This is a genomic window from Leucobacter exalbidus (genome assembly GCF_017834145.1).
Lineage (GTDB): Bacteria > Actinomycetota > Actinomycetes > Actinomycetales > Microbacteriaceae > Leucobacter > Leucobacter exalbidus.
The window spans coordinates 1,030,764-1,046,373 of the sequence record NZ_JAFIDA010000001.1; the positions used below are offsets into that span (position 1 = coordinate 1,030,764).

Annotated in this window: 12 protein-coding genes; 6 read left to right on the forward strand and 6 right to left on the reverse strand. The window is 67.2% G+C overall.

Annotated features, from left to right (window positions below):
• The first annotated feature begins 132 nt into the window (after positions 1-132).
• Positions 133-1,383, forward strand: coding sequence for a DUF4192 family protein (locus JOF28_RS04715; protein ID WP_209704704.1), 1,251 nt, complete (start codon positions 133-135; stop codon positions 1,381-1,383).
• Here the strand turns inward: JOF28_RS04715 and JOF28_RS04720 are convergent.
• The 5 genes from JOF28_RS04720 to JOF28_RS04740 all read right to left on the reverse strand — a co-directional run bounded on the left by JOF28_RS04720 (position 1,292) and on the right by JOF28_RS04740 (position 7,546).
• On the reverse strand, positions 1,292-2,575 hold the full coding sequence (locus JOF28_RS04720; RefSeq protein WP_342452081.1) for a cysteine desulfurase family protein: 1,284 nt from the start codon (positions 2,573-2,575) through the stop codon (positions 1,292-1,294). The genes JOF28_RS04715 and JOF28_RS04720 overlap by 92 nt on opposite strands.
• A gap of 17 nt (positions 2,576-2,592) precedes the next feature.
• Positions 2,593-3,441 carry a carboxylating nicotinate-nucleotide diphosphorylase gene (gene nadC, locus JOF28_RS04725; RefSeq protein WP_209704706.1) on the reverse strand — a complete coding sequence of 283 codons (849 nt, stop codon included), beginning with the start codon at positions 3,439-3,441 and terminating at the stop codon, positions 2,593-2,595.
• Entirely contained in the window at positions 3,435-5,102 is a 1,668-nt protein-coding gene (locus JOF28_RS04730; protein WP_209704707.1) for an L-aspartate oxidase, read from the reverse strand. Before JOF28_RS04730 ends, nadC begins: the two co-directional genes overlap by 7 nt.
• On the reverse strand, positions 5,099-6,463 hold the full coding sequence (gene nadA, locus JOF28_RS04735; protein ID WP_209704708.1) for a quinolinate synthase NadA: 1,365 nt from the start codon (positions 6,461-6,463) through the stop codon (positions 5,099-5,101). The genes JOF28_RS04730 and nadA overlap by 4 nt, the downstream gene beginning before the upstream one ends.
• A gap of 147 nt (positions 6,464-6,610) precedes the next feature.
• Positions 6,611-7,546: an NUDIX hydrolase gene (locus JOF28_RS04740; RefSeq protein WP_209704709.1), complete on the reverse strand. Its 936-nt coding sequence runs from the start codon at positions 7,544-7,546 to the stop codon at positions 6,611-6,613.
• A gap of 517 nt (positions 7,547-8,063) precedes the next feature.
• On the opposite strand from JOF28_RS04740, the gene JOF28_RS04745 reads away from it, so the two are divergent.
• From JOF28_RS04745 to JOF28_RS04760, 4 genes are all read left to right on the forward strand, one after another.
• On the forward strand, positions 8,064-8,267 hold the full coding sequence (locus JOF28_RS04745; RefSeq protein ID WP_209704710.1) for a cold-shock protein: 204 nt from the start codon (positions 8,064-8,066) through the stop codon (positions 8,265-8,267).
• Positions 8,268-8,416: 149 nt separating this feature from the next.
• Positions 8,417-10,456 carry an NADPH-dependent 2,4-dienoyl-CoA reductase gene (locus JOF28_RS04750; protein ID WP_209704711.1) on the forward strand — a complete coding sequence of 680 codons (2,040 nt, stop codon included), beginning with the start codon at positions 8,417-8,419 and terminating at the stop codon, positions 10,454-10,456.
• 10 nt (positions 10,457-10,466) lie between these two features.
• Entirely contained in the window at positions 10,467-11,828 is a 1,362-nt protein-coding gene (locus JOF28_RS04755) for a M20/M25/M40 family metallo-hydrolase (protein ID WP_209704712.1), read from the forward strand.
• Positions 11,825-13,339 carry an MFS transporter gene (locus JOF28_RS04760; protein ID WP_209704713.1) on the forward strand — a complete coding sequence of 505 codons (1,515 nt, stop codon included), beginning with the start codon at positions 11,825-11,827 and terminating at the stop codon, positions 13,337-13,339. Before JOF28_RS04755 ends, JOF28_RS04760 begins: the two co-directional genes overlap by 4 nt.
• Here the strand turns inward: JOF28_RS04760 and JOF28_RS04765 are convergent.
• Positions 13,263-13,874 (reverse strand): TetR/AcrR family transcriptional regulator, encoded by a 612-nt coding sequence (locus JOF28_RS04765; protein WP_209704714.1) that lies wholly within the window; start codon positions 13,872-13,874, stop codon positions 13,263-13,265. The two genes, JOF28_RS04760 and JOF28_RS04765, sit on opposite strands and share 77 nt — an antisense overlap.
• Positions 13,875-13,963: 89 nt before the next feature.
• On the opposite strand from JOF28_RS04765, the gene JOF28_RS04770 reads away from it, so the two are divergent.
• Positions 13,964-15,604: an ABC transporter substrate-binding protein gene (locus tag JOF28_RS04770; protein ID WP_209704715.1), complete on the forward strand. Its 1,641-nt coding sequence runs from the start codon at positions 13,964-13,966 to the stop codon at positions 15,602-15,604.
• Positions 15,605-15,610: the final 6 nt, after the last annotated feature.

A 15,610-nucleotide genomic window follows, 5' to 3' on the forward strand; every position in this document is an offset into this window, starting at 1 on the left:
ATTCTTCGATACAAGATTTCGGGCCACGGCCTCACGTCGTCCACAGCGCATCATTTCTGCCCGATACGCGGGTGAGCAACAGGTTTCTGTGCATAACCGGCACAGGCTTGCGGCATCGCGCAAAATCGGGGCATGACTGATCACAATGCTCCCGCTCCCAAGGTTCTGTCTTGTTCAGGAACCGCCGACTTTCTCGCTGCGCTGCCGCAGCTCACCGGTTTCACGGCCACCAATAGCCTCTTTGTCCTTTTCTTTGCGGGCTCCCGCACCCGCGAAGCCATGCGTATCGATCTGCCGCCCAACGACAACCCGCGCGAAGCCACCGACCTGCTCGAGTTTCTGAGCTACGCGATTCGTAGTTTCGGTGCAGCGCAGGGCAGCACGTCTGATCCCGCGATCGCCATCATGTCTGAGCAGAGCTTTGCTGAGTGTCAGGGGCCGCCCTGGCAGCGGCTGGCCCGTCGCATCGAGCGCCGACTACGCCGTGATCAAGTGCGGTTGCGAGAGCTGTGCGTGCTCGCCCCCGACGGTTGGCAAAGCTACCTCGACCCGCACGCCCCGCGCCTCGGGCGCAGTCTCGACGACATTCGCAACAGCCCCATTTCAGTCGCGGCAGCACTCGCACAACAGCGGATTCCTTCCCTCGCAGAACTCGGTGCCATCCCCGAGGTAAATCCTCGCCGTGCGCAGTGCGCCGCCCGCGCGCTGTCTGCGCTGCAGCTCACAGCCCCCGACCGCGTCAGCCACGCCGCCCAGGTCACCCGTCAGCTATGTGCCCCCGATACTCGGCTCTCTACCGAAGCCCTGCTCTCCGCCGAGGCACCGCGCTCCCACAATGCGCCGTTCTCCGCCGAAGCCTCGGGGCACCTCGCCTACGTACTTGAGCGACCGGCGGGATGGTGGCACGTCGCCATGGGAATGATTACGCGCCCCGAGTTTCCTGGTGAACTTGCCCAAGATCTGGGGCCGCAACGGTTCGCGAGTCTGCCCGTTGATGAGCCGCCCTCGGCTGGCGCGGTGCAGGGGCCCGGCAGCACTCAGGGCTGCTCGATGTATGCACTGCTTGCGGCGGTGTGCCCCGAGTTTGCAGACCGCACCCGATTGGCGCCGCTGTCGACACGGTTGGCCCGCGCGATCGCCGATGTGCCCACGCTTGCGCGCCCGGGGCTTTTCGCGTTGAGCGCCCTGGTGTGGTGGTTGTGCGGTAACCAGACGACTGCGTACCGGCACGTTGATGCGGCAATTGAGATCTCCCCCGAGCACGAGATCTCACACATGGTGCGACGGCTGGTCAGTGTGCCGCTTGCCGCACGGCAGATGCTGCCGCCGCCTCCGAGCCACGGGGGTTTACCCCGGTCACCTCGCGCCGCAGCGTCGCAATGATGCGTTCGATGATCCGTGCCGCCAGCGGCGCAGCGAGGGTGAACCGCAGGGCGGCATGCGCCTCCTCTGGGGCCCGCCCCATCGCGAGCAACGCGGGTGACGGCTCGTCATGCCCGGCAGCACACGCCGACCCCGATGACACCGCGATGCCTGCCATATCGAGTGCGACCAGCAATGACTCCCCGCTGACCCCCGCGAACACGAACGAAGCGTGCCCGGGCAATCGCTCACGGGGGTCTCCGGTCAGGCTCGCGCCCGGAATTTCGGAGAGCACCCGGCCGATGAGTTCGTCACGGCTCGCCATCAGCGTCAGTGCCCGAGTTCCGACAGTCGCGATGCACTCGCGTACGGCGGCGGCGAACCCGGCGATCCCGGCCACGTTCTCAGTGCCCGAGCGCCGTCCCTGCTCTTGCCCGCCGCCGTGCAACAACGGCTCGACTTTGAGCCCCGCGCGCACCAAGAGGGCGCCCACACCCTGGGGTCCACCAAATTTATGGGACGCGATGCTCATCGCATCAATCTGCGCCCCCGGCCACTCCTCACCATGCATACTGACCGGCAGCGACGCCGCGGCCTGCACCGCATCGGTGTGCACGAGAGCACCCACACGCTTAGCGGCAGCGGCAATCTGCGGCAGCGGCTGCACCGTGCCTACTTCGGCGTTGCCAAGCCCCACTGACACGAGGGTGGTGTCAGCCCGCACCGCGCGTGCAATGTCAGCGGCGGTCACTCGCCCGTGGCCGTCCACCGGCACCAGGGTGAGTTCGTACCCAAACACACGCTCCAGATACCGGCAGCTTTCCAGCACCGACGGATGCTCGATCGGCGTAGTGACCAGGTGCCGGCCCCGCGGGTTCGCCAGCGCCAACCCGATTATCGCGAGGTTATTAGCTTCTGTGCCGCCCGATGTAAACACCACGTCGGCGGCGCGCACCCCGCAACTATGGGCGATATCGCGGCGTGCAGTCTCGACTACGGCGGCGGAGCGGTGCCCGGCCTGGTGCACGCTCGAGGGGTTGGCTGCGAGGTCATCGTAGACGGCGGCCATCGCCGCCCGCGCCGTTTCGCGCAGCGGTGCGGTGGCTGCCGCATCAAGGTATCGCTCGGGGGCGAGTGCTCCCGAGCCTAACGGCGAGGAGGCGTCTCCTGCCGGTAGCCGTGTGCTCGCTGCGGGCAACGACACGCGTTCCACCGGCGGCAGTGTCGCGTTCATACCGCGTCGAGACCGAGGTCGAGGGCGCGTGCGCCGTGGGTCAGCTGCCCCACTGAGATGACGTCGACACCGGTTTCAGCGATTGCGCGCACCGTGTCGAGGGCGACGCCCCCGCTGGCTTCAGCAATGGCGCGCCCGTCAATCAACGCGACCGCACGCACCAAATCGGCGGTGTCGAAATTGTCGAGCAAAACACCCGTCACACCAGCCTGCAGCACGGCAGGCACCTGGTCGAGCCGGTCGACCTCAACGATGATCGAGGTCGTGTGGCCGGCCCGTTCGCGAAGCCCCTGTAATGCCCGCGTGGTGCTTTCGGCGTCGGTCGCTCCGAGCGCCGCGAGGTGATTGTCCTTCACCATGATGGCGTCAGATAGCCCGAACCGGTGGTTCGAGCCGCCGCCCACGCTGACCGCGTGTTTTTCGAGGGCGCGCAGACCCGGAGTCGTTTTGCGGGTGTCTGCGATGCGCGCACGAGTGTGCGCCACCTCCTGCACGAATCGAGCAGTGAGGGTCGCGATTCCGCTCATGCGTTGGCTGAAGTTGAGTGCGATGCGCTCGCCCGTGAGAATGCCGCGGGCGGGGCCACTGATCACAGCGAGGGTATCGCCCGCCGCGAATGGGGTACCGTCGGCCACCAGATCTTGCACCTGGATGCGCGAGTCAGTCTGCTCGAAGGTTTCACGCACGAGGGCCCCACCGGCAAATACTCCGGGTTCTCGGGCCACGAGCTGGGTTTGCAGCGTGAGGGATTCGGGGATGGTGAGCTCGACGGTGAGGTCACCCCACGGTGCATCTTCGGCGAGCGCAGCGCGCACGACCTGCTGAATGAGGGTCTGAGTTAGCACGTGGCAAAGTTCCTTTGTACGAAGTGATGAGAGGCGGCGGGCACCGGAGTGGGGCGCGCTGCTGGAGCTGCGGCGAGCGCGAAGGCCCGCCGTTGCGCCTGCGCGGGGTCGGTGCCGGGGAAATCTGCGCGCTGGTGGGCGCCCCGGGATTCGCTGCGGCTGAGGGCGGCGAGCGCAATCAGCCCGGCGAGGGTGGCATCTCGGCCGGGCAGCGCGGCGAAGGTGTTGCAAGCTTCTGCCATGGCAGCCCCGTCACGTTCGATGCCGAGGTGTGCGCTCAGGGCCGCGCTGACTTCGCGGGATACGAGGCCTGCGCGCGCCGGGCCACCGGGCAGCGGGGCGTTACGCAACTCCGCAGCCGCAGCATCAGCAGCAGCCCCCGAATCCCCGGCCACCATCGTGCACTCGCGGGTGAGGCGAGCCATCGCGTCGCCCGCATAGCGCCATTCGCGTGCGCTCCCGGGCCGGGCATAGCGCGCGGCAGCGGCCCCGGCCCGGCGCCCAAACACGAGGCCTTCGAGCAGCGAGTTTGAGGCCAAACGGTTGGCCCCGTGCACCCCGGTCGATGCCACTTCGCCCGCGACGAAGAGCCCGGGCACGCTCGATCGCCCGTCGAGATCGCTCGCGATGCCGCCCATCGTGTAGTGGGCTGCGGGGGCGACCGGTACGACTTCCCGCGCCCAGTCGTATCCGTGCGCGCGCATCGCGGCATCGATCCCGGGGAACATGCGGGCGAGGGATCCGGGGCCGTGGGCGGTTTCGATCCGGATCGCATCAAGCCATACCCCGTGCCCCTCGTGAGCGCCCGCACGCTGGGCATTGAGTTCGCGGTGCATCTCGCGTGCCACGACGTCGCGCGGCGCGAGTTCGGCGTTGGGGTGTTTGTCGACCATGAAGCGGTGCCCCGCGTGGTCGAGCAGTGCGGCCCCTGCCCCGCGCACCGCCTCTGAGATGAGCTGGCCGGTGCCGGCGAGCACCGTGGGGTGAAACTGCACGAACTCAAGATCGGCTACGATCGCGCCCGCTTCGGCCCCGGCCATGATGCCTGAGCCGCGGGCCGCCGCGTGGTTTGAGGTGCGTTCGTAGAGGGCCGCGTAGCCCCCGGTCGCCAAGATGACGGCCCCCGCGTGCACGGTCTCGACGGAGCCGTCGTCGTGCATGAGGGTGGCGCCGGTGACCTCGCCGTCGGTGACGATGAGGTCACCGAGGGTGGCGCGCTCGATCACGTGCACGCTCTCGGGCAGCTGGGCGACGAGGTGCGTGTGCAGCTCGGCGCCGGTGCGGTCGCCGCCCGCGTGCACGATGCGGGCCGCGCTGTGTGCGCCCTCGAGCCCGAGCGCGACCGAGCCCGCCGCATCACGGTCGGCGCGAAACCCCTCGGCGAGCAACCGGTGTACCTCGCGGGCCCCGTCGGTGACCAGCTGTGATGCGGCTTGGGTATCGACGAGGCCGGCGCCAGCGGTGAGGGTGTCGGTGAGGTGGTCTTGCACGCGGTCGTCTGCGGCCACGACCGCGGCCACCCCGCCCTGCGCCATCGATGTGCTCGTAGTGTCACCGACCGCCAGCGTGCCCATGGTGACGATGGTGACCTCGGCGCCAGCGGCGTGGGCGGCCCGGGCCGCGGTGAGCCCGGCGACCCCCGCACCGATGACGAGAATCATGGCTTCGCCGCCAGCATGCGTTCGAGCGCAACGCTGGCATCGCGTGACACGTCTGCGGCCACGGTGATGCGGTTGGGTGTTTCGCCCGCGACCAATGCTTCCAGCGTCCACGCGAGGTATGCGGGGTGGATGCGGTACATCGTCGAGCACGGGCAGATCACCGGATCTAGGCAGAACACGGTGAGATCAGGGCGTTGCTGCTGCAGCCGGTTCACGAGGTTCACCTCGGTGCCGATCGCGAGCACGTCACCGGGCTTAGCCGCTTCGACGGCCTTGCGAATGTATTCGGTTGATCCGGCGCCGTCGGCGGCCTCGACCACCTGGGCGGGGCATTCGGGGTGCACGATGACCTTCACCCCGGGGTAGTCGGCGCGCGCCTTCGTAATCTGGTCGACGGTGAATCGTTTGTGCACCGAGCAGAAACCATTCCACAAGATGACCTTTGCGTCGCGCAGCTGCGCCTCGGTGTTGCCGCCGCGGGCGAGGTGCGGGCGCCACAGCGGCATCTCGTCTTCGGTGACCCCCATGGCCTTGGCAGTGTTGCGCCCCAGGTGCTGATCGGGAAAGAACACGACACGCTGCCCGCGAGCAAACGCCCACTCCAGCACGGTGCGGGCGTTCGATGAGGTGCACACGATGCCCCCGTTGCGGCCACAGAACGCTTTGATGTCGGCCGAAGAGTTCATGTACGTCACCGGAATCACCGGTTGCAAGGCGCCCGGCTCCCCCGTGCCAGCGGCGGCTTCGCCAAGGGCCGCGGTGAGTTCACGCCAGCAGTCTTCGACCTGATCGATCGTGGCCATATCGGCCATTGAGCAGCCCGCGGCCAGGTTGGGCAGAATGACGGCCTGGTCGTCGCTCGACAAGATGTCGGCGGTTTCGGCCATAAAGTGCACCCCGCAAAACACGAAGGCCTCGGCTTCGGGGCTGTCTTTGGCGGCTTGGGCGAGCATGAATGAATCGCCGACGAAGTCTGCGTACTGCACCACTTCGTCGCGCTGGTAGAAGTGACCCAGAATGCGCACCCGGTCGCCGAGCGTCTGCTTCGCCGCGGTGATCCAGTCGTGCAGCTCGGCGTCGCTCGCATCGGTGTAGCGCGCGGGCAGTGGGCCCTGCCTGGGAGCGTCACCCGCGATTGTGTCGGCCGCCGAAGCGCCCGGCCCGTAACCGGGTGCGCGGTCGATACCCCACGGATCATCGGCGAGCTGGGTATCGCAGCTCGAGACCCCGGTCGATGCGAGTTTGATGGGCCGCCGATGCCCGGGCACCTGCGCGGTTCGCGACGGGCCTGTGGCACGCACCTCACGCGTCTCGGTTTCGCGCTGGGCAGCGCCTCTGATCAAATCGTGCACGCTCGTCATGGGTTTTCCTCATTGAAATTGGGTGGAACAGGTGGTTGAAGCAGGAGGTTGAAACAGATGGGTGAAGCGGGTGGAGCTGCTCAATCAGGTGGAGCAGAAGACTGATAACTAGGGACGATCGTGAGGACCGCGAATAGGCCGGGCCGTCTAGGGCGACGCGTCGACGAAGCGATACAGTTTCGCGGGCCGATACCGGGTGCCCGTTTCGACCCCGCCCGTGGCCTGCAACCTGCCCTGTGCGAGCGCCTGCCGCCGAAAGTTCGCGGGATCAACGGCCCGCCCCTGCACCGCCTCATGCACGTGGCGCAGTTGGGCGAGAGTGAAGGCATCGCCCAAAAACCGGTGGGCCACCTGGGCGTACTCGGTTTTGCTGCGCAACCGGTCGAGCGCGTGCGCCACGATCTCGGCGTGATCGAACGCGAGATCTGGGAGCTCGTCGATCGCAAACCATGCCACGTTGTTGGCGGCATCGGCCGGCGCCGAGCTGAGCTGCAACGCATCGTTCGCGCCCAGCCCGGGGGCAAGCGACTCAGGCACGAACGGAACAGGCACAAACGGCTCCGGATCATCCCACCGCCGCGCCTCGCGAGCGACGCCGCCTGCTGCGCTCGGCTCGTTGGCTGGGGCTGCGGGGTCAGCGCCAGCGTCAGCGCCAGCGCCAGCGCCAGCGCCAGCGCCAGCGCCAGCGCCGGTATCCGCCCGAGACTCGTGCTGCGGAACCCCGCTGTAGAGCGCCCAGTAGGCGATCGTGACCAGCCGCTGTGCCTCAGCCGAGCGTTCCACTCCCCCGAAGGAAAAGAGCTGTTCAAGATATTCTGGCGGGCGCCCCACCGCATCGGCGAGGGTGCGCTGCGCCGTATCGACCAGCGCCTCATCCCACTGGGTTGCTCCGCCCGGCAACGCCCACCGGTGCAAGAACGGTGCCCGTGTGCGGCGCACGAGCGGAATCCACAACGACGCCGCCGTTGCCGCTTCCCCGGTTTCGCCAGCTTCGGGAAGCGTGAGCGCAAAGGCGATTGTCGACACCGCCACCGCGGGCGGCAGGTAGCGTCGTTCGCTCGCGCTCAGTGTTGCGTAATCCATCGTGGGCTCCCGTACGGCTCATCTTTACTTAAAGTCACTTTGACTATAAGCCAGAACCACCAGCAACACTACGCCCACAACTCCGCCCCCACAAGCCCGGGTTTCATGCACCCAGTTCTATCGTGGCCATCGCCCCACATCTGCCGCGGCGTCCCCTCACTTGGCGACACGCCAAAATATCGGCTTTTTGCGGGGCTGCGCCCAATCACTCCGGCAGGCTAGCTATGCACACCCGATGCGCCAACGATCGCCTAGATGACTCACCCTCAGCGGCCCCGGCAATCTATGAAAATTACCCACACTTGAAATGAAATGACACGAACAGGTCACGATCCTGACACTTTAGGAGTTCCGTAGGCTAAGCTCACCTGTAAGACCAGTAATGCCGAACGTAGGAAACTTCCAGCACGTTTTAAAGCCGCGTTCGCGCGGCAACGCTACACCAGTCTCCACGTCGGCACCGTCGCCGTGGCACCAAGGGCTCACCAGAGTCCAGCAACAACAAAGGAAATACAGCATGGCTACCGGCACCGTTAAGTGGTTCAACTCCGAAAAGGGCTTCGGCTTCATTACTCCCGACGAGGGCTCATCTGACGTGTTCGCACACTTCAGCGCCATCCAGGGCAACGGCCGTCGCGACCTGTTCGAAGAGCAGCGCGTACAGTTCGACATCGAGCAGGGCCCCAAGGGTCTCCAGGCCAGCAACATCCAGGCCATCTAAGTCTTAGGACTTTCTTCCTGCGGGGTGGGGCTTCGGCTCCACCCCGCAGGTTTTTTTATGCCCTGATTTTGTACCCTCGGCACAGCCCGTTCGCATTGCCGCATCACTCACCGATACAGTCGGGAGGATTCCGAACGAACGGTGCTTATATGTCAACGCAGACGTACCCGCGGCTCTTCGAACCGCTCGACCTTGGGTTTGTGACCCTTCCCAACCGCATCATCATGGGGTCCATGCACCTCGGCCTTGAAGATGCCCCCGATGGCCACGAGAAACTTGCCGCGTTTTACCGCGAGCGTGCCCTCAACGGCCCCGCCCTCATCATCACCGGCGGCGTCTCCCCCAACGCCGCGGGGCGTCTCACCGCTACCGAGCGGCCCCTCGACAGCGAGGACGAGATCCCGGGTCACCGCCTCATCACCGACGCGGTGCACGAGGCGGGCGGCCGCATCGCCCTGCAGCTGCTGCACGCCGGGCGCTACGCCGCTCACCCTGGGCTCGTCGCCCCGAGTCCGATTCAGGCTCCCATCTCGCCGCTCACCCCGCGCGAGCTCAGCGATGCCGAGATCGAACGCACCATCGACGACTATGCGCACGCGGCCCAACTGGCCAAGCTCGCGGGCTACGACGGGGTCGAGATCATGGGCTCTGAGGGGTACCTGATCAACCAGTTCACGGCCCCCGTCACCAATCAGCGCACCGACCGCTGGGGCGGCAGCCTCGAGAACCGGCTGCGGTTTCCCACCGAGATTGTGCGCCGCGTACGCGAGGCCTGCGGCGACGACTTCATCGTCGTCACCCGCATTTCGATGCTCGACCTCGTGCGCGGCGGCTCCACGCTGCCCGAGGTTATCGAACTTGCGCAGCGCGTTGAAGCTGCCGGCACCTCGCTGATCAACACGGGCATCGGGTGGCATGAGGCCCGCGTGCCCACGATCGCCAGCTCGGTGCCACGCGCGGCGTTCGCGTGGGTCACGAAGCGCCTGATGGGCGCGGTCACCGTGCCGCTCGTGGCGGCCAACCGCATCAATATGCCCGCCGAAGCCGAAGCCGTGCTCGAGAGCGGCTCGGCCAATCTCGTATCGCTCGCGCGCCCGTTTCTCGCCGACCCCGAGTTCGTCGAGAAAGCCAGGCGCGGCACCCCGCTGCGTATCAACACCTGCATCGGGTGCAACCAGGCCTGCCTCGACCACGCCTTCGCTGGCAAGTCTGCATCGTGCCTCGTGAACCCGCGCGCCGGCCACGAAACCGAGCTGGTGATCACCCCCACGCGCTCCCCCAAGCGGGTGGCCGTCGTGGGTGCGGGCCCCGCGGGCCTCGCCTGCGCCACCACCGCGGCGAAGCGCGGTCATCACGTCACCCTGTTCGATCGTGCCGACGAGGTGGGCGGGCAGCTCAACCTCGCGCTGCAGGTACCTGGCAAGAGCGAGTTTCGTGAAACGCTGCGCTATTTCTCGGGGCTGCTGGCAGAAACCGGCGTCGAGGTGCGCCTGGGCGAGGAAGCCACCCCGCTCACCCTCAAGGGATTCGACGAAGTGATCTTGGCGACCGGCGTCACGCCCCGCACCCCCGAGATCCCGGGGCTGCAGCACGAAAGCGTCGTGACCTACATTGACGTGCTGCGCCACAAGGCCCCCGTGGGTGACCGCGTCGCCATTTTGGGCGCGGGCGGCATCGGCTTCGACGTCGCCGAGTATCTCACCGACGATCACCCGGCCGAGCCCGATGATATTGCAGCGTTCCTGCAGCACTGGGGCGTCGACCCAGCCACCCCCGATGGCTTCGCGCCCGATCCGGCAGCACCGCCCACGCAGCCCGTCGCGTCCACTCCCCGCCGCTCGGTGATCATGCTGCAGCGCAAGGAGAGCAAGCTGGGCGCGGGCCTGGGCAAAACCACCGGGTGGATTCACCGCACCGAGCTGGCCCGTCGCGATGTGCTGATGATCCCCGGCGCCGAGTACCTCGGCATCGGTGACACCGGTCTCACCGTGCGCACGGCGGGTCAGGAGCGCACCCTCGAGGTCGACACGATTGTGCTCTGCACGGGGCAGGATCCCGATCGCAGCCTGCACGCCCAGCTCGCCGCATCAGGCATCACCGCGCAGCTCATCGGGGGCGCCGACGTGGCGGGCGAGCTCGACGCCAAACGCGCCATCGCTCAGGGCACCCGCGTTGCCGCAGCCCTATAGTCTGTCGATTATGGCAGCCAATGTTGACTCCAGGCCAGGATCCCCTGAGCGCCTATCGCGCATGATTCAGATTCCGACGGTGTCTGCCGCGCTCGCAGACACCGGCCTGGACCCTTTTGAGCGCTTCATCTCGCTGCTTGAGGAGCTCTATCCGCTCACCCACGAGCGGCTTACGCGCAAGCGCATCACCGATCTCGGGCTGTTGTATCGCTGGCCCGGCAGCGATGAGACGGCCGACCCCGTGGTGCTGATGGCACACTTCGATGTGGTGCCCGCGGAGCCCGAGGACGGGTGGGATGTGGCCCCGTTCGAGGGCCGCATCGCCGATGGCTATGTGCACGGCCGCGGTGCCCTCGATGACAAGGGCCCACTGCTCGTGATGCTCGAGGCCGTTGAGAATCTGCTCGCGGCGGGGTTCACTCCGGCGCGCGACGTGTATCTCTCGCTCGGCGGCAACGAAGAAACCTACGGCGATGCCGCGCAGGCCATCGCTCAGACCTTTCGCGATCGCCAGATCACCCCGTGGTTCGTGCTCGACGAGGGCGGCGCCGTCGTTGCGGCCCCGCTGCCGTTTGTGCGCGGCGAGGCCGCGATGATTGGGGTGGGCGAAAAGGGCGCCACGACCATCAAGCTGTCGGCGCGAGGCGCGGGCGGCCACGCCTCTGCCCCGCCCACGCTCACCGCGGTGGGGCGGGTGGCCCGCGCGGTATCGCGCGTCACCCCGGCCATGTTTCCCGCCCGCACCCCAGGCGCGGTGCTCACCATGCTGGCGCTGTTTGCGGGGCGCGCCCGCGGCCCGGCCAAACTGCTCTACCGCGCCCTCGCCGCGAGCCCCTGGCTCACCGCCCGGCTGTTCACCCTGTTAGGCGGTGAGCCAGCCGCGCTTGTGCGCACCACGGTCGCCCCCACGATGCTCTCGGGTGGATCTGCACAGAATGTGCTGCCCGCCCAGGCCGAAGCCGCCATCAACCTCCGCATCGCACTGGGCGAGACGGTGCCGGGCACGCTGCGCCGCATCAAGCGTCGCATTGCCGACCGGCGAGTCAAGATTGAAGTGGTGGAGGGCGGGGCGCCCTCGCCCGAATCCCCCACCGATAACGCACAGTTCGCGCTCATCGCCGCAGCCGTTGGCGTCTCGCACCCCCAGGCCATGCCGGTGCCGTACGTCATGATGGCCGCCACCGACTCCCGCTACTTCCACGCGTTTACCCCCGCCTGCTACCGCTTCGCTCCTCTGGCGATGTCGGCCGAGCTGCGCGCCTCGATCCACGGCGTCAACGAGCGCGTGGCCATCACCGAGCTGGTGCGCGGCGAGCAATTTCATCGCGCCCTCATCACCGCGATTCCCGCATCGTCAGGAGCTTCAGCATGAACGTCAGTGCGGGGCGCACGGCCCGATCCGGATCAGCACAGAAGCCCAAAGCCCGGTTGGGCGCGCTCGCCGGGGTCGTGGCTTTTCTCGCGTTCGTGGAGTACACGAGCGGGTTCTTGCAGGGGTATTACACCCCGATGCTCACCGACATTGCGCGGCATTTGCGCGTGCCCGACGCCGATGTGAACTGGCTCGAGGGGTCGCAGCTGATCCTCTCGGCGCTCGTCGTGCCCGCGCTCGCGAAGCTCGGCGACATGGTGGGGCACCGCCGCATTCTGCTGTGGTCGACCGCGCTCACCGGCCTCGCCACGCTCGCGCTGCCCTTCGCCCCCAACTTCGCCGTGTTTCTTGTGTGTTGGACGCTGCAGGGGTTCTATGTGGTGTGGCTGCCGATTGAGATCGCGCTGTTGTGGGTGCGCAGCCGCGATATCAAGCTGCGCAGCGCCGTTGTCGCGAAGGCCGCGGGTCTGCTCGTCGCGGCCCTCGAGGTGGGCGCGATCAGCGGTGCACTGCTGGGCGGGCAGCTGATCGATTCGCTGCCCCTGTTTCCGGTGCTACTGATCCCCGGGGTGCTCGTGAGCGTGTGCTTCGTGGTCATTGCATTTGGGGTGAAGGAGTCGCCCGAGCCCACGGGCGGCCGACTCGATATCGTCGGGCTTACCCTCGTGACCTTCGCCATTTTGGGGTTCACGGGCGGCCTCAGCCTCATGCGATTGCACGGGTTTGAAAGTCCCCTCGCCTGGGGCGTTACGCTGCTTGGCCTGCTGCTCGTGTGGCCGTTCGCCCGGTGGGAGCTGCGCCACCCCGACCCGATTATCGACGTGCGCATGTTTCGCTCCCCCGCGCTCGCCCCCGTATTCATCACGGCCGCACTGTTTGGCATCAGCGTGCTCGGGTCGCAGGCCCCGCTGTCAACGTTTATGCGCACCGACCCCGAGGTGTACGGCTACGGCATTGGCGCCGGTGGTTTCACCACCTCCCTCGCCATTGGCTGCTACCTCATCGGCATGATCACGGGTGCCCTGCTGTTTCCTCAGGTGTCACGCCTACTCACGCCCCGCATCACGCTCACCTGCGCGGCCGTGCTGGTGGGCATCGGCTACCTGATGTTTCTGCCGATGCACGACACCTTCGCCCAGGTCATCACGAACATGATCATCACGGGCATCGGCTCGGGGGCCCTCGTTGCCGCCCTGCCCGCGGCCGCAGCGGCGGGCGCGCACGAAAGCCAAACTGGCGTCGCCACCGGGCTCACCAACTCCTCCAAAACGATGGGCGGGGCGGTGTCGTCTGCGGTGTTTGGCATCGCACTGATGCACGGCGCGACGGGAGCCGCGGCTGATGCCACGGCGACCGCCGGATCTTTCTCGGGCTACGTCACCGTGTGGGTGGTGTGCGGCGGCGCGGCGCTTGTGGCCGCGGCACTGCTGCTGTTTATTGTGCCGAAGAACGCGTTTCAGGATCGCCCAGCGTCACCAGCTCCGGCCGCAGTAGGCGGTGCGCGGCCGTAACGGCCCGGCCAATTTCGTCGGTGAGTGAGTACCTACCCGCGCCCTTCGCCGCCCACGTCCACACCGCGGCAAAGAGCGCCGCGGCATACCCGGCGCCCACAATCTCAGCGTCACGCTGCGGGGCGCCATCGCGCACGAGCCGGGCCGCCACCGCGGCAGCAACCAGCTGCTGCCGGTCGGCGCGCCCGCGCGCGAGCTCGGCCTCGACGCCCATGGTGCGGGCATCGACAATGGCGAGCGCCAGGGTGTCAGGGCGGGCCTCGGCGCCGGCTGCGGTGAGTGCCTCCGCGAAGGGGATCTGCGGGTCCAGCAGGGCCCCGGTGAGCACCTCGATGCGGCGGTCGAGCACGAACCACAGCGTCTCGGGCTTGCTCGCGAAGTAGTTAAAGAAGCTGGCGCGGCTCACGCCGACGCGGCGAGTGATTTCGGTGACCGAGGTGGCTTCATACCCCTGTTCGAGAAAAAGTTCAAGGGCGGCGTCGGCGAGCACCTCGCGTGAGGAGGCGGGCGGGCGGCCACGGGCGGGGGTACTCATGCATCAACTGTACCGTCGCATCGGGTACACTCGCATTTGTTATACCGAAGCTAATAACTCATCTCACACTCGGAAGAGGATCGCCCCCGATGCAGTTCCGCACCACCGCAGCACTCACCTCGCTCTGCGCGATCGCAGCACTCGCGCTCACCTCGTGCACCTCCCCCGGCGCCGCCAGCGATACCGCTGCAACCGCCCAAACCGGCGGCACCCTCGTCTACGCGACCGGCGACGCAGAGCCCACCTGCCTCGACCCGCACGTTGGCGGCAACTACCCGCAGGCCCTCATCTCCACCCAGTACCTCGAGCCCCTCGTGGGCCGTGACGCGAGCGGTGAGATCACCCCCTGGCTCGCCGACACCTGGCAGGTCGCCGAGGATGGTCTGTCGTGGGAGTTCACCCTCAAGGAGGGCATCACCTTCACCGACGGCACCCCGTTTGACGCGGCCGCTGTGCAGGCAAACATCGCCCACCTGCAAGACCCCGAGACGCAGTCGTCCACCGGCTTCACCGCGCTCACCAAGGTGGAGAGCGTCGACGCCGTCAACGACCTGCGTGTGCGCTTCAACCTCATCTCGCCCGATGCGGCTCTGCTCGAATCGCTCAGCCAGCCGTGGACAGCAATGCAGTCACCCACCGGCATCGAGCGCGGCATGGAAGCCAACTGCCAGACCCCCGTCGGCACCGGCCCCTTCATCGTCGAAAGCTGGGAGCCCCAGCAGTCGGTGATCCTCGTGCGCAACGACGACTACGCCACCCCCGGCCCTGAGGCCGACCATGACGGCCCCGCCTACCTTGACCGCATCGAATGGCGATTCATCCCCGATGCCGCCACCCGCCAGGCAGCGCTCGCGGCCGGCGAGGTCAACGTCATCGATAACCCGCTGCCCATCGACATCGCGGCAGCTGAGAAAGAGGGATCCGGCATCGGGCACCTCGACGCCCCGCGCCCCGGCTCGGTGAACCGCATCGAGCTGAACTCGGGCCAGACCCCGTTTGACGATGTGCGCGTGCGCGAAGCCTTCATCAAGTCGGCTGATCCGGGCCCCGGCATCACCGCGCTCTTCCATGGCGCCGCCACCCAGTCATTCTCGCCGCTGGGCAGTTCAGAGCCCGCCGCGATCAGCGACGAAAGCATCTTTGTCACCGACGTCGACGCGGCCGCCAAGCTGCTCGATGACGCTGGCTGGAAGCCCGGCGCCAATGGTGTGCGCGCCAAGGACGGCAAGAAGCTCACCGTGCGCTTCCCCGTTAGCACGAACCAGTCGGTCGCGGCCGAGCAGTCGCTGTTCGAGCAGATCCAGGCCAACACCGCCCAGGTCGGCTTCGACGTGCAGCTCGAGCCCATCGACCTCGCTACCTGGCACAAGCGCCTGAGCTCGAAGGAGTACGAGGCCGTAAGCGCCCCGTACACCAAGGTCGGCCCCGATGTGCTGCGCATTCTGTACCACTCGAGCGGCGTCACCCCCGCGCCGTCGGGCTACTTCGGTAACCACGCCATGCTGCTCAACGACGACGTCGATGCGCTCATCGAGCAGGCCACGAAGACCACCGATGATGCCGAGCGCACCCAGCTCTACGCCGAGGCGCAGCAGCTGATCCTCGAGAGCTACGTGATTCTGCCGCTGTACGACCAGCAGAACCACTTCCTCACGAACGGCGTCACCGGTGTCGCAAAGCTCGGCACCGTGGGCACCCCCACGTTCGTGAACACCCAGCTCACGGCGTAGGCGACG

Excerpts from the sequence above, each read along its gene's own strand:
- JOF28_RS04765 (WP_209704714.1), bottom strand. The coding sequence starts at position 13,874 with ATGAGTACCCCCGCCCGTGGCCGCCCGCCCGCCTCCTCACGCGAGGTG.
- JOF28_RS04760 (WP_209704713.1), top strand. The coding sequence starts at position 11,825 with ATGAACGTCAGTGCGGGGCGCACGGCCCGATCCGGATCAGCACAGAAG.
- JOF28_RS04755 (WP_209704712.1), top strand. The coding sequence starts at position 10,467 with ATGGCAGCCAATGTTGACTCCAGGCCAGGATCCCCTGAGCGCCTATCG.
- JOF28_RS04730 (WP_209704707.1), bottom strand. The coding sequence starts at position 5,102 with ATGATTCTCGTCATCGGTGCGGGGGTCGCCGGGCTCACCGCGGCCCGG.
- JOF28_RS04750 (WP_209704711.1), top strand. The coding sequence starts at position 8,417 with ATGTCAACGCAGACGTACCCGCGGCTCTTCGAACCGCTCGACCTTGGG.
- JOF28_RS04745 (WP_209704710.1), top strand. The coding sequence starts at position 8,064 with ATGGCTACCGGCACCGTTAAGTGGTTCAACTCCGAAAAGGGCTTCGGC.
- JOF28_RS04770 (WP_209704715.1), top strand. The coding sequence starts at position 13,964 with ATGCAGTTCCGCACCACCGCAGCACTCACCTCGCTCTGCGCGATCGCA.
- nadA (WP_209704708.1), bottom strand. The coding sequence starts at position 6,463 with ATGACGAGCGTGCACGATTTGATCAGAGGCGCTGCCCAGCGCGAAACC.
- JOF28_RS04715 (WP_209704704.1), top strand. The coding sequence starts at position 133 with ATGACTGATCACAATGCTCCCGCTCCCAAGGTTCTGTCTTGTTCAGGA.
- JOF28_RS04740 (WP_209704709.1), bottom strand. The coding sequence starts at position 7,546 with ATGGATTACGCAACACTGAGCGCGAGCGAACGACGCTACCTGCCGCCC.